The sequence below is a fragment of the Streptomyces sp. cg35 genome, assembly GCF_050410835.1.
Classification (GTDB): Bacteria; Actinomycetota; Actinomycetes; order Streptomycetales; family Streptomycetaceae; genus Streptomyces.
Window position 1 is genome coordinate 665,645 of sequence record NZ_CP191268.1, and the last position, 13,613, is coordinate 679,257.

The 13,613-nt window shown below is 71.4% G+C and carries 11 protein-coding genes; 4 read left to right on the forward strand and 7 right to left on the reverse strand.

Annotated features, from left to right (window positions below):
• Nucleotides 1–3 precede the first annotated feature (3 nt).
• From ACQUQD_RS03280 to ACQUQD_RS03295, 4 genes are all read right to left on the reverse strand, one after another.
• A complete protein-coding gene (locus ACQUQD_RS03280) occupies nucleotides 4–807 on the reverse strand; it encodes an STAS domain-containing protein (protein ID WP_428950385.1) in 804 nt (267 codons plus the stop codon).
• Between the two features lie 174 nt (nucleotides 808–981).
• Complete coding sequence (locus ACQUQD_RS03285) at nucleotides 982–2,130, reverse strand: maleylpyruvate isomerase N-terminal domain-containing protein (protein ID WP_428950386.1); 1,149 nt, start codon at nucleotides 2,128–2,130, stop codon at nucleotides 982–984.
• Nucleotides 2,127–2,630: a sigma factor gene (locus tag ACQUQD_RS03290; protein WP_428950387.1), complete on the reverse strand. Its 504-nt coding sequence runs from the start codon at nucleotides 2,628–2,630 to the stop codon at nucleotides 2,127–2,129. Before ACQUQD_RS03290 ends, ACQUQD_RS03285 begins: the two co-directional genes overlap by 4 nt.
• A 231-nt stretch (nucleotides 2,631–2,861) precedes the next feature.
• Complete coding sequence (locus tag ACQUQD_RS03295; protein ID WP_428950388.1) at nucleotides 2,862–3,524, reverse strand: DUF4232 domain-containing protein; 663 nt, start codon at nucleotides 3,522–3,524, stop codon at nucleotides 2,862–2,864.
• A 158-nt stretch (nucleotides 3,525–3,682) separates the two neighbouring features.
• On the opposite strand from ACQUQD_RS03295, the gene ACQUQD_RS03300 reads away from it, so the two are divergent.
• The 3 genes from ACQUQD_RS03300 (at nucleotide 3,683) to ACQUQD_RS03310 (ending at nucleotide 8,092) form a co-directional block, all read left to right on the forward strand.
• A complete protein-coding gene (locus ACQUQD_RS03300; RefSeq protein WP_428950389.1) occupies nucleotides 3,683–5,206 on the forward strand; it encodes a sulfatase-like hydrolase/transferase in 1,524 nt (507 codons plus the stop codon).
• 165 nt (nucleotides 5,207–5,371) lie between these two features.
• A complete protein-coding gene (locus tag ACQUQD_RS03305; protein ID WP_428950390.1) occupies nucleotides 5,372–6,838 on the forward strand; it encodes a DUF1800 domain-containing protein in 1,467 nt (488 codons plus the stop codon).
• Between the two features lie 12 nt (nucleotides 6,839–6,850).
• Nucleotides 6,851–8,092: a DUF1501 domain-containing protein gene (locus ACQUQD_RS03310; protein ID WP_428950391.1), complete on the forward strand. Its 1,242-nt coding sequence runs from the start codon at nucleotides 6,851–6,853 to the stop codon at nucleotides 8,090–8,092.
• Between the two features lie 21 nt (nucleotides 8,093–8,113).
• On the opposite strand, the gene ACQUQD_RS03315 is transcribed toward ACQUQD_RS03310, so the two are convergent.
• From ACQUQD_RS03315 to ACQUQD_RS03325, 3 genes are all read right to left on the reverse strand, one after another.
• Nucleotides 8,114–9,520 carry a sensor histidine kinase gene (locus ACQUQD_RS03315; protein WP_428950392.1) on the reverse strand — a complete coding sequence of 469 codons (1,407 nt, stop codon included), beginning with the start codon at nucleotides 9,518–9,520 and terminating at the stop codon, nucleotides 8,114–8,116.
• The gene (locus ACQUQD_RS03320; protein WP_428950393.1) at nucleotides 9,517–10,221 is read right to left on the reverse strand and encodes a response regulator transcription factor; all 705 of its coding nucleotides are present in this window, start codon (nucleotides 10,219–10,221) and stop codon (nucleotides 9,517–9,519) included. The genes ACQUQD_RS03315 and ACQUQD_RS03320 overlap by 4 nt, the downstream gene beginning before the upstream one ends.
• 91 nt (nucleotides 10,222–10,312) lie before the next feature.
• A complete protein-coding gene (locus ACQUQD_RS03325; protein WP_428950394.1) occupies nucleotides 10,313–12,103 on the reverse strand; it encodes a SpoIIE family protein phosphatase in 1,791 nt (596 codons plus the stop codon).
• 442 nt (nucleotides 12,104–12,545) lie between these two features.
• On the opposite strand from ACQUQD_RS03325, the gene ACQUQD_RS03330 reads away from it, so the two are divergent.
• Nucleotides 12,546–13,592 (forward strand): tetratricopeptide repeat protein, encoded by a 1,047-nt coding sequence (locus tag ACQUQD_RS03330; RefSeq protein ID WP_428950395.1) that lies wholly within the window; start codon nucleotides 12,546–12,548, stop codon nucleotides 13,590–13,592.
• Nucleotides 13,593–13,613: the final 21 nt, after the last annotated feature.

The following is a 13,613-nucleotide window of genomic DNA, read 5'->3' on the forward strand; positions in this document are numbered from 1 at the left end:
GACTCAACGGACCATCCGGCCGGCCACCTGGATCACGTACGCGAGCTCCCGCTGTGCGTCGGGCGTCCAGACGGTCGGCTTCGCACAGTGCGTGGAGAGCATCCCGATGAGCGTGCCGGCCGGCGTGACGACGGGCAGTGAGGCGACGGCGTGCACGCCCGCGTCCTGGAGCACCTCGGCCGCTGTGGTGCCGGTGAACACCGGTGACGTCCGCACGTCCTCCACGAACACGGGAAGCTGCTGGCGGGCTGCCGCGCCGCAGGCACTCCCCTTCCCGTTGAGCTGCACGCTGTGGAAGAAGGACAAGAACGGTGGGTGGAATCCCCGCTGTGCCGCGATGCGCAGCGTCCGCGACGCGGGGTCGAGCAACTGGGCGTTGCCCATCGGAGCCCCGATCACACGCAATGCTGCCGCAAGGGCCTCCTGCAGCACGAGCCGATTGCGCTCCTGGACGGCGACGGCGGACGACGCACCATTTGTTCCTTGGATGCGCAGGGCCCGCAGAGCGCCGTTCAGATGAAGGGCCCGCAGCCTGGGATCGTCGGCTCCCCACACCTCCATCTCCCCACCCGCGGAGCGCACTTGTTCCGAAAGTGCCTCGACGAGCGCCACTCCGGCGAATCCCATGAAGGAGACGTCGCTGAAGTCGAGCACGAGGCAGCCGTCTTGTTCCGCCAGGCGCGAGAGCTGCCTCCGCAACGCCACGACAGCCCCGTGATCCAGCTGCCCGGATACGCGAACGACTGCTCTCTCGACTTGCGAGGTGACCGACACCTCGATGCCCGGCACCGACAAGGACTGCACCATGGACGCCACCCGCCCCGACCGCGCTGGAGATGTGCCTCCAGCCTAGACACCGCTCGCTCGTCGCGGGACCGCTTTCAAGCCCGCGCTCCAGGCCTGCGCCTGTCGCCGAACACGCTGTTGTCGGCCACCTGTACGACCGCCGTGGCGCCACCGGCACGCGGGCGGGCGCCGTCGCTACAAGCGGCTCATGGAAGCCATCGCGTACAAGAGCTCGACGATGGCCGTCTGGTCGCCCTGCTGTCCGGTGGCAGCCTGCCTCGGGGCGAGGTGACCGGCCGCGAGACGGCAGAACTCCACCTCCGGGAGCACGATATGGCTCACGCAGTTGTCGGGACCGGCAGGGCCGTCGGGCCGGTCGAGCGGGAGATACCACTCCCCTCCGCTCTCGCCCTCGATCTCGAGACGGACGCTCCGCTCCGAAGCGCCCGGTTCGACGACCGGCAGCGGCGGAGAGGCGAGGCCGGCCTGGCGCCTGGCCGCGAGGATCGACGGCAGCATCTGCACGGCGACACCGATCAGGGTCTGCAGGTGCTCCGGCACCGGCGGCGGGTACGGATAGTCCACGGCATCGGCGATGTCGGTGGCATGGATCCACGTCTCGAAAGCCCTGTCCAGCAGCGCCAGTCGCAGCGGCAGGACCACGTCCTCCCCGTACGGCACCGCGATGTCGGCCACTCCGCCGCCGCCGTACGCGCAGGTCCGGATCAGTTCGTAGGCCTGGTCCCGCCACGTGCTGCGCACCGAACTGCCGTCGGCCCGCCCGCTCGCGTCCGATCCCTCCTCGGGCGATTCCATCTGCTTCCACAGGGCCTCGGTGCGCTGTTGCGGATCCGTCGAGCCCTTCCCGTCCGGCGTGACCGGATCCGGCAGACCGAGGCTGGCGGACACCATCCCGTCGACGGCCACCAAGTGCCCGAGGACCCCGCCCACCGATGTGCTGTGGCTGGCGGAGTCGTCGCCCTCGAACCACTGCAGTTGTACCGGCTTGGCCCACTCGTCCTCCGCCAGATCCGCCAACAGCCCGTCCAGGCGCGCGGTTTCGGCGTCGTAGGGCTTCGCATAGTCCGGCACGGCGACCTGTGGCGGACGAGCGCCCAGACAGGCTCCGAGCACCTCGGCACGCAGGGTCGGGGGCAGGTCCAGGTCCATGTGGGGATGCAGGAACTCGGAGGCGGAACGCAGCCGTTGTGCTTCCGCCGCGCACGACGCACAGGCGGACAGATGCTCCTCGATCCGCTCCGTCTCCTCCGCCGAGCAGGCGTGGAGCGCCCAGGCACCGAGCATCCGCTGCAGGTGGAGGTCTTCGCACGCGTTCCCGCTCACCGCTCGTCCTCCCTGACACCGCCGGAGAGCATCTGCAGCCCCAGCCGCAGCCGGCTGAGGACTTCGTCCTCCGTGATGCCCAACTGTGCTGCCGCTTGGCGGTAGTCCATGTTCCCTGTGTACACCAGGTGAAGCGCCACGCGTGTCCTGGAATTCACGGAAGCGAGGACGGCATCGGCCTGTTCGATTTCTGTGGTCCGGGCGGGCCCGCCGGGTCCGCCGTCCCTCACTCGCTTGCCGGCGCGCTCGCAGGCCTCCATGGCGAGCCACGTGCTGAGGCGGTGTCTTGTCGGGTCGAACGCTTCGGGGTGCTGCCACAGTTGGGAGAAGACCGCGGTCACGACTTCACGTGCTGCCTTCTCCTCGCCGAGCAGACGGACGGCGATCGCGTGCACGAGTCGGGCGTGCCGGTCGTAGGTCTCGCCCAGGGCAGCCGCCTCGCCGCGGGCCAGGCGCACCTGCACCTGCCGGTCCCACTGCGCGGTGTCGTGCCGCGTCACGCCCATGCTCCCCCTCCCGTCGCGTCACCTCCTCGACTCTAGCCAGCCGCGCCTGTGCTCTGCCGACCCAACGGCAAATAACGCCTTGTGATTGTTCGTCACAGAACGCGCAAGCGATTCACGAGCGCAGCGGGCAGGAGGCCACCGCGGAGCAAGGCGTCGTTCTTCGCGTTCACGGAGGGGAACTTCACGTTCGAAGAGGTCGTCGACGGCATCTGGCAGCGGGAGCGGTCAGAGCGCCCGTGCCGTGAACGGGCCGACCGTGAAACTGTCCCCGCACACCTCGAGCTCGCCGGGGGCCGTCGCGGTGAGGGCCGCCGTGTTGTTGGGCGGATAGACCTTGATGCGGGCCGGGTCGGGCCAGCAGGTGCCGTCGGTGACCTCCTTGCGGGGTGTCTGCACCACCGCGTGGGCCGTTTGGCCCGGCTTGAGCACGACGTCACGCATGGTGCCGTTGTTCGACCGTGTCGCGGGTTTGCCGACGCGCTTGCCGTGCGCGTCGGTCAGCGACAGGCCCGGATAGCCCTTGAGGGCGCAGGTGCCGTCCGAGGTGTTGGTCAGGGTCAGGTCGAAGTACTTGCTGTTCATCTCCTGGCCCGTCGGCTTCAGCGCCGTCTTCAGGGCGTCCGTGGTGCAGTCGCTGCCCATGCCGGCGTCCGAGGCGTCCGAGGCCTCGGAGGTGGTCGCGGGGGCCGCGGAGCCGGAGGTCCGCGGGTGGCTGCTCGGTGCCGCGCCGTCCTTGGCCGCATCGGTCGACTGCGCACTGCGGGTCGTCGTGTGCGCGGCCGCCTGGTCGTCCTGCGCACCGCACGCGGTGACGGCCAGCACGCCGACCGCCACGAGTCCTGCCGCGCAGGCACGTTCACGATTCCATTTCGTCCCGTTGGCATTCATACGGTTCGCCTGTCCGCATGGGCCCCACCTATGCGCCCGTCCGTGGGATCCCGCGGCATTCCCACGCCCCACGCGCCCTGTTCACACGGTTCTCCCACCCTCTTGCGCCACGGTCGACGTCGGGAGTCGTTCTGTCACGCAGTCCAGGAGGAGAACCGTTGACCAACGCAAGTGTTCCCAGGAAAGCCCTGCTGTGGCTGGCCACGGGCGCTCTGGCGGCCGGCCTGGTCGCGTGCGACAGCGACAGCGGCGGGGCGAACACGGCCGAGGAGAGCGCCGGCGGGCAGCGTGCCGCGTCGTCCGGGCACCCCAACATCGTGTGGGTGCTGACCGACGACCTCTCGTCGGACCTGGTGGACTACATGCCGCACGTGAAGGCCATGGAGAAGAACGGCATGTCCTTCTCCAACTACACGGTGACGGACTCGCTGTGCTGCCCCTCACGTTCGTCCCTCTTCACCGGCAAGTTCCCGCACAACACCGGGGTGTTCACCAACATGCCGCCGGACGGCGGGTTCGGGACGTTCCACGAGAAGGGCAACGAGGACAAGACCTTCGCGACGGCGCTCAAGAAGCAGGGCTACCGCACGGCCATGATGGGCAAGTACCTCAACGGCTATGAGCCGGACATGACCGTGAACGGCGAGAAGAACTACGTTCCCCCGGGCTGGGACGAGTGGGACGTGGCCGGGAACGGCTACAAGGAGTACGACTACACGCTGAACCAGAACGGCAGGACGGTCGACCACGGGCACGACCCGGAGGACTATCTGACCGACGTGGTAAACGAAAAGGGCCAGGACTTCATCGAGGACTCGGTGAAGGAGAAGAAGCCCTTCGTGCTCGACATCTCCACTTTCGCGCCGCACGGCCCGGCCACCCCGGCTCCCCAGGACGAGAACACGTACCAGGATCTGGAACTGCCGAGGCCCGCGGCCTTCGACAAGACGCCCACGGACGCCCCGCAGTGGCTCACGGACAAGAAGTCCTTCACTCCTCAGCAGATCAAGAAGATCACCAAGACGTACCGCAAGCGCGTCCGCGCCGTGCAGGCGGTCGACCGGATGATCGGTGACCTCCAGGAGAAACTGGAGAAGGAAGGCGTCTACGATGACACCGTCTTCGCCTTCGCCTCCGACAACGGGTTCCACATGGGCCAGTACCGTCTGATGCCGGGCAAGCAGACCGCCTTCGACACGGATGTCAACGTGCCCCTGGTGGTCACCGGACCGGGCGTCGAGCGGGGCGCCACCACCGGTGCGATCGCATCCAACATCGACATCTGCCCCACCTTCACCGAGCTGGGCGGCGGCAGTCCCGATCCGGCGGCCGACGGCCGCAGCCTCGTGCCCCTGCTGAAGGGGGACACCCCGAAGGACTGGCCGCGGACCGCGCTGGTGGAGCACCACGGGCCCACCACCTCGGCGAAGGACCCCGACAAGCCGGGCAAGGGCAGCGGCAATCCGCCCAGCTACGAGGCGCTGCGCACCGACCGGTACACGTATGTCGCGTACGAGAACGGCTCCCACGAGTACTACGACCGCAGCAAGGACCCGGACATGCTGCACAACGTCTATGCGCAGCTGTCCTCGGACACGAAGAAGCAACTCGCGTCGCAGACAGAGAAGTTGACGGACTGCAAGGGTGCCGAGGAGTGCGGCGCGGCCGCGCGGGCCGACTGACCGGCGCCGGTCCGCAAGGACGCGAGGGGGGCTCCGGTGTCGCGGAGCCCCCTCTTCGTGGTGCGGTGATCGATTCCCACGGTTCTCACACCTGGCACAGACGTGCGTGGAACCCCGCCCCCGCAAGCTCCCGGTATGGGAAGGACACTGGACACTCGGGCACACGTGACGCGTCTGCTGCACCGTACGGGGTTCGACGCCCGGCCGGATGCCGTGGAGGCCGCGCTGAAGTCCGGCTTCGAGGCCACGCTCGACCGTGTGCTGGCCGCCTCGGGAACCGACCGTGGGGTCGATGCGACGCCGGCCCCCGAACTGGGGCCCCTGCCGCCGCGCAACTCCGAGGCGAAGAAGCGACGCGAGCAGGGACCGTCGGGCAAGCGCACCGAGCGCCGAGGTGACGCGGCCACGGCGACCGCCGCTGCCGACCACGGCGGTTCCCCGCAGGCCGAACCGAAGGACGAACCGAAGGGTGAATCCGGGGGCGACGGGACACCGAAGGACCCCAAGGACGATCCCGTCCGCAAGCACTACCGCGAGGTGCTGCGGCAGCAGCGCGAGGAGCTCACCCAGTGGTGGCTCGAGCGCATGGTGGCCGCAGAGCATCCGTGGGCCGAGAAGCGCACGCTGCTGTGGCACAACCACTGGGCCACCTCCATCCGGAAGGTGAAGTCCGGTGACGCGATGCTGCGCCAGAACGAGACGTTGCGGCGCCTCGGCGCAGGGGACTTCCGCGATCTGGCCCGCGCCATGGTGGTCGACCCGGCGCTCATGGTGTGGCTGGACGCCGACGGCAGTACCGCGAAGGCCCCGAACGAGAACCTCGGCCGGGAACTGATGGAGCTCTTCGTGCTCGGCGTGGGCCACTACACCGAGACCGACGTCCGCCAGGCGGCCGCCGCGCTCACCGGCTGGACCGTGGACCGGCAGGCGCATCCGTGGAAGGCGCGCTTCAAGGCACGCCGGCACGACCAGGGACGGCAGACGGTGGTCGGTGAGACGACCGACTTCACCGCGCGTTCCCTCATCGACCATCTGGTGAGCCTGCCGGACTCGCACGCTCACGTGGCCACCCGGATGTGGGGCGCCTTGGTGAGCAACGAGAACAAGCCGTCGAAAGCGGCCCTGGCACGCATGACCGCGGCGTACGGGCGGCAGCGCGACACGACGGCCCTGTTCCGGTCCATGTTCACCGACGAGGCGTTCGCGGACGCCGACAACGTGCTGGTGAAACAGCCGGTCGAGTACGTGGTGGGCAGTCTGCGCGCGCTCGGCGTACGCCCTTCCGCGCTGCCGCAGAAGGCACGCAGGCAGCTGCTGACCCGCACGCTGACGGGTCTCGGCCAGGTGCCGTTCGCACCGGAGAGCGTGGGCGGCTGGCCCGCCGGCGCGGCCTGGCTGACGACGGCCGCCGCGCAGGTGCGGATCACGTTCGCGCAGCAGCTCGTGCACCACGCCGACCTCGACGACGTGGACGCCGCGGCCGCGAGCGAGCGTCCGGACCTGCTGGCCCGCAAGTTCGGCGTCGGCGCCTGGGGCGCGACCACCCGCGGCGTGCTGCGCGCCGCCGCCCACGACCCCCGCAAGGTGACGGCCGTCGCGCTGACCGCGCCCGAGCACCTTGTCCTGAGCTGAAGGAGAGCCCCCGTGGACACCTGGACCCGACGGAAGTTCCTCACCACGAGCGGTGTGGCCGGGGGCGTGGCCCTGGCCGCCGGAGCGACCGCCTGGGGCGTGGACGAACTGCTCGCCACCGGCTCCGGTACGGCCGGCAGTGACGCCGCGACCCTGGTGCTGGTCACCCTGTACGGAGGCAACGACGGCCTCAACACCCTGGTGCCCGCCGCCGATGGGCACTATCAGGACCTGCGCGGCGATCTCGCGTACGGCGAGGACGAGGTGCTCGCGCTGGGCGACGGCCTCGGCCTCAACCCGGGCATGAAGCAGATGAAGCGGCTCTGGGACGACAAGCGCCTCGCGGTCGTCCGCGGCGTGTCCTACCCGAAACCGGACCACAGCCACTTCCGTTCGATGGCGATCTGGCAGACGGCGTCTCCGTCCGGTCCGCTGCCCTCGGGCTGGCTGGGCCGCTGGCTGGACCAGGAGGGCGGCAAGGACCCGCTCATGGGCGTGTCCGTGGGCGCCACTCTGCCGCCGCTGATGGCCGGCGAGCGGACGGCGGGCGCGGCCGTGCGCCTCGGCGGTGCGAAGCTCCCGGATGCCTGGCAGCGCACCTGCACCGAGCTCGCGCGGGTCGACGGCGACGCCCACCCGCTGCTGAAGCGGGCGGGTATGTCACTGGCCGACCTGACCAAGGTGTCCTCGGCCTTCGACGACAAACAGGGGTCGGACCATGACGACACCGACGAGTCGGACGACGACGCGACGAACGACAGGGGCTCGGCCGGCGGCCAGGGCGGGCTCGGCACCCAGCTGGACGTGGTGGCCAGGGCGATCGAGTCCGGCGTGTCCACGCGGGCGTACAGCGTGAGCCTCGGCGGCTTCGACACCCACGCCGGGGAGAAGGCCACCCAGTCGAGGCTGCTGGCCCAACTCGACCGCGATCTCGGTACGTTCCTCGACCGGGTGAGGAAGACGAAGGCCGGGCAGAAGGTCGTCGTCGCCGTGTACTCGGAGTTCGGCCGCCGCCCCAAGGCCAATGCCAATCAGGGGACCGATCACGGCACGTCGGGGCCGGTGTTCGTGCTGGGCGAGCCGGTCAAGGGCGGCTTCTACGGTGACCAGCCGAGCCTGACCGATCTCACGGACGACGATCTGCGCACGACGACCGATTTCCGCGACGTGTACGCCACGCTGTTGCGCGACGTCCTCGACACGGACCCGGCGAAGGTCCTGGACGGCCACGACTCCACTCTCGCCTTCCTGTGAGGCCGGCCGGCTCCCGGTGCGTCAGGACGCCGGCGGGAGCCGGACGGTCACGCGGGTGCCCCCGGGCGCGCCGGCGACGTGCACGCTGCCGCCGTGCGCCTGGGCCACCGCCGCGACGATGGCCAGCCCCAGACCGCTGCCGTCGCCGCTGTGCGCCGGGTCGCCGCGATAGAAGCGGTCGAAGACGTGCGGCAGCGCCTCCTCGGGGATTCCCGGGCCCTCGTCGGCGACCGTGACGACCACCTGCGGCGCGGAGGGACCGGCGGTGCTCACCGTCACCTGCGCGGCGGTCCCGGACGGGGTGTGATTGCGGACGTTGGCCAGCAGGTTGTCGACCACACGTCGTAGTTGCTCGCCGTCCCCGTGCACCACCGCGCCGCCCTCGGCCCGCACGGTGAGGGGGCTGCGCGGGGCCACGACGCGTGCGGCGGACGCCGCGTCGCGCACGATCACGGCCAGGTCCACGGCGGACCGGTCGCGGGCCGGGGCGCTGTCGAGCCGGGCGAGCAGCAGCAGGTCGTCGACGAGCCGCTGCATGCGCAGCGCCTCGGTGGTGATGCCGTTCATCACGCGCTCCCGCTGCGCGGGGACGGCGAGTGCGCCCTGGTGGTGCAGGTCGGCGTAGCCGAGCACGGCGGTGACGGGCGTGCGCAGTTCGTGCGAGGCGTCCGCGACGAAGCGGCGCAGTCGGTCCTGCGTGGTGCGCTCGGCGGCCAGCATCGTGTTCAGCGCCAGGCCGAGCCGGCCGACCTCCGTGTCGTCGTCGGCCGGTGCGACCCGGCCGGCCCGGTCCCCGGACGCGATGGCGTCCGCGTCGCGGGCCATCGACTCCAGCGGGCGCAGGCCGCGGCGCAGGACGAGCAGCCCCGCGCCCGCGAGGAGTGCCAGCACGCCGCCGGTCGCCGCCACCTCGACGATCAGCACCTGCCGCAGCGTTCCCTGGACCTGGTCCAGGGGGACGGCCGCGATCAGCGTCCCGCGGCCGGGCACCCGCTGCACCAGCAAGCGGTAGTCGGGTCCGCCCGGCTCGGCCGGGCCCACTGTGACCGGGTCGGCGCCGCGGGCGTCGGACAGCGGGTCCGGCAGGTGCGGCGCGGCGTCGTCCGGGTCCCGCAGCCGCGGTACCAGGTCCCGCACGCCGCCGTCGGACCGGCGCAGTTGGAGATAGAACTCGGATGCGCCGAGCAGCCGGACGTCGTTGCCGAGCGTTCCTCCCGGCCCGGCCTGTTCCAGTTGTTGGGCCACGCGTTGGCGCACCGCGCGCAGGGTGACGTCGGTGCGCCGGGTGAGGTCGTTGCTCAGCGCCCCGTACACGACGGCGTCCAGGGCGATCAGGGCCACGGCCACCAGGGTGAGCAGCGCGAGCAGGAGCCGGCCGCGCAGCGAGCGGGGGCGCAGGGAGCGGCGCCGGGATCCCGCGGGGGTCACGCGGTGCCCTTCTCGCGGAGGATGTAGCCGACGCCGCGCCGGGTCTCGATCAAGCCCGGGCCCAGAGCGTCGAGTTTGCGGCGCAGGTAGGAGATGTAGGTCTTCAGCACCCCGGGGTCGCCCTCGCCGAAGTCCCAGACGTGTGCGAGCAGTTGCTCGTGCGTGAGGACGCGGTTCCGGTTCAGCAGCAGGTGGTGGAGCAGCCGGTATTCGGTGGGCGAGAGGTCCACGCGCGTGCCGGCCCGGCGCACCTCGTAGGTCTCGGTGTTCATCTCCACGTCCCCGCAGACGAGCAGCCGGGGCTCGGTGCGGCTCTCGCCCCGGCGCAGGACGGCACGGACCCGGGCGGCGACCTCGGCCAGCCGGAAGGGCTTGGTGATGTAGTCGTCGGCGCCGAGGTCGAGTCCGCCCACAATGTCGTGTCCGCTCTCGCGGGCGGTCAGGAAGACCACCGGGGTGGTCGAGCCGGCCTCCCGCAGCCGGCGCACCACCTCGAAGCCGTCGATGTCGGGCAGCATCACGTCGAGCAGCACGAGGTGCGGGGCGTGCTCGCGGACCGCCGCGAGGGCCGCCCGGCCGGTCGCCGCCTCCGCCACCTCGTACCCGAGGAACCGCAGCGAGGTGGCGAGGACGTCCAGGATGGCCGGCTCGTCGTCGACGACGAGGAGTCGGGTGCCGGGCGGGACCTCTGGTGCGTTCATGCCCCGCATCCTGACATCGTTCTCTGTGGGCCGGACCGTCAGGTCGCCGGGGCAGGTCACGGACCCGCGGGACGCCGTGTCCGGCCCGGAGTCACGGTTCTTCGGGGCCGTCCTCGTCGAGTTCGAACCACACCGTCTTGCCCTCCGGTTCGGGGCGGATGTTCCACCGGTGGGCCAGCAGGTCGAGGAGGACGAGGCCGCGGCCCGAGGAGGAGAGTTCGCCGGGAGCGCGCCGGTGCGGGACGTCGTCGCTGCGGTCGGTGACCTCCACGCGCAGTCGTCGCCGGCCGTGCGCGCCGCCGACGTCGGCCCGCAGGACAGCGGCGTGTTCGGTGTGGACCAGGACGTTCCCGAGGAGTTCGGAGACGAGCAGGAGCGCGGTGTCGACCTGTTCGGGGCGTGCCCAGTCGTGGAGCAGGCCCTGGAATTCGATCCGTGCGTCGGCGAGGCCCTGGGCCTGGTCCTGTTCGAGGGTGAAGCGCAGGTGCCGCCCGGACCGGACCGCGCGCGCGTCCGACGGGTCGCGGCGCAGGAGCAGCAGGGCGATGTCGTCCTCCGTGAAGGAGGCGGCGGGCTGGTCGCCCGCCTGCGCGGGGGACGGGGCCACGACCGCGTTCAGGAGCCGGTCGGCGAGGCCGTCGAGGTCGTCGGGGCCGCCGGGGGTCAGCGCGTCGCGGACCCGGAGCCAGCCGGAGTACATGTCATGGCCGCCGGACTCGATCAGCCCGTCGGTGCACAGCATGAGGATCTCGTTCTCGCGCAGGGACACGACGCTGACGGGATAGTCGTCCTCCCCCAGGTCGAGGCCCAGGGGCAGGCCGCCCCGTACGTGCTTGAGCAGGCAGGTTCCGTCGGGCAGGCGCAGCACGGGGTGCGGATGCCCGGCGCGCGCGATGCGCAGGATTCCGGTGGCGGGGTCGGCCTCCAGGTAGATGCAGGTGGCGAAGCGGCCCTCGTCCAGTGACGCCAGGAAGTGGGAGGCACGCACCAGCACGGCGTCGGGGCCGTGCCCCTCGGCCGCGTAGGCATGGATGGCCGTGCGCAGCTGGGACATCAGGCCGGCGGCCTGCACGTCGTGGCCCTGGACGTCGCCGATCACCAGGCCGAGGCGCCCGCTGGGCAGGGTGATGCTGTCGAACCAGTCGCCGCCGACCATGAGCCCCCCGCCGGTGGGGACGTACCGGGCGGAGACGGTGAGCCCTTCGACTCCGGGGCCGATCCGGCTCATGCTGCTGCGCAGGCTCTGGGAGAGGGCGCGGTCCGCCTGGCCGTTGTAGGTCTGCTCGATGCTCCGGCCGAGCAGCCTGGCCAGGGTCAGCAGGAAGCTGCCCAGGCCGTCGGTCATCCGCACCGGGGCGTCGAAGGCGGCCATCCATACGCCGGTGAGCTGACCGTAGGTGGTCAGGGGCAGGAAGGCCCAGGCCTCTTGGCCGTCCCGGTCGGAGAGGGGCCAGCCGGACGGGAACCGGTCGCGGTACTCCCGCGGCGAAGCCAGGAACACCGGGCGCCCGGTCCTGGCCACCTGCGCGGCCGGATGGCTGGTTTCCAGCGGCAGCCGAAAGGCATCGCACTCGCCGTCGGGGTGACCGAACTGGCCCACGCAGTGCAGGACTTCGCGGTCCGCCCGGAACACCGCCTGCCGGGACAGGGGAAGGGTGGCGTCGGCGAGCTGGGAGATCAGGACCAGCGCCTCCCCGAGCGATTCGACCCAGGCCAGGGCGTGCCCCGTCACGAGCAGGTCGGCGCTTCGATGGCGGGTGGGGTCGGACGCCCCGCCGGACACGCCGGCGGACGACGGGCCCGCCATCCGGTTGAGGGCCTCGACCTGGCGCAGCTCGGCGTCGCGCTCCTCGCCACCCTCGCCCCCGCGCCCGCCAGCCACCTGCGGCACTCCCGTCGCTCGACCCACTCCGGCTTCTCCCATATTCCGTCGATGAGCCGTGACGCGCCTGCTCACCGGCGCCCCCGCACTCCCGATCGGGGCCGGACGGGCGACGCGGACGGGTGACGGGCCCGTGTTCCGGGGGTGCGGGGGCCGCGCTCGCCCCTGTGGCATCCGGTCCAGTGGGACGGCGCGGCAACCGCCGACGAGCGGTCCGGGTCGACCGGAACGGAGCACGTCACCGCCAGGCGGTGCGCCCCTCAGCGTCCCGCTCGGTCACCGGGCGAAGGGCCGTCTTCCCGTACGTCCCGATGATGACCCCGCCCCTCGGCGTAGCACTCCAGTCGTACGGCACAACCCATACGCGGACGGATTCGGCGCACCCCCGCCGCCTCGTAATTTCTTGATCGGACCACGGAGTTGATCGAGAGGTCATGGATCGATGTACGGCAAGGCATGCGCGCCCGAGTACCAAGGCGAACTGAGCGCGGAGCTCGGTGTGAACTCCTCGTACGAGGACGTCCTGTCGGCGGCGAGCCGGGCGCTCGCCGAGGCGGGCACCGCTCTGGACAGATCGCGCGCGGCCCTGGCGGTGGCCGAGGCCAACCGGCGGCTCGGCCGGGTCGAGGACGCGCGGGCCGCCTGGCGCGAGAGCTACCGCAGCGCGCGGGACGCGGGGGACGAGAGCGCCATGGCCTGGGCGTTGTGGAGCGGCGGCACCCTGGCCCGGCAGTGCGGCACGCTCGCCCTGGCCCGGCGTCTGCTGACCTGGTCCGTCGCGCTCGCCGCCCGCGGCGACGACCGGCTGGCCCACGGCTACTCCCTCGCGGGGCTCGCCGAGACGGGCCGTATCCAGGGCGACTACGCCGCGGTCGCCGAGCTGCACGAGCAGCTCCTCGAGCAGGGGCGGGCGCACGGCGAGGCCCGTCACATGGTCTGGGCGATGTCCGGCATCGCCCAGATGCACCGCAACCAGGGTGACTACGCGAAGGCCCTCGACCTCTTCGAGGAGTCCGTGCGCATCGCCACCGAGGCCGACGACGCCCGCGGGCGTGCCTGGTCGCTGCGCGGGGTGGCCGACGTCCTGTCGCTGCGCGGTGCCTCGGACCGGGCCCTCGCCCTGCTCGCCGAGGCCGAGGTCATCTGCCGTGCCATGAACCTGGCCGGCGCGCTCGCCTACAACCACAAGATGCGCGGCAACATCCTCTACCGGGCCGGGTGGTACGAGGCCGCCCGCGTCACGTACGGCATCGCCCTGGACGAGTTCACCGCGATGCACGAGAAGCGCGGTGCGGCGCTGGCCCGGCTCGGGCTCGCCAAGTCACGGGCCCGGCTGGGCCGGCCCGAGCGGGAGACGCTCGCCGAACTGGACGAGCTGGACGAGGAGTTCGCCCGGATCGGCCTCAAGGAGGCGCGCGAGACGGTCGTCGCCTTCCGCGCCGAACTCCGCTCCGGGCGGGCGGCGTCTCCGGCCAGGTCGGCCGCCTAGATCTGTCGCGAGCCGACCTGG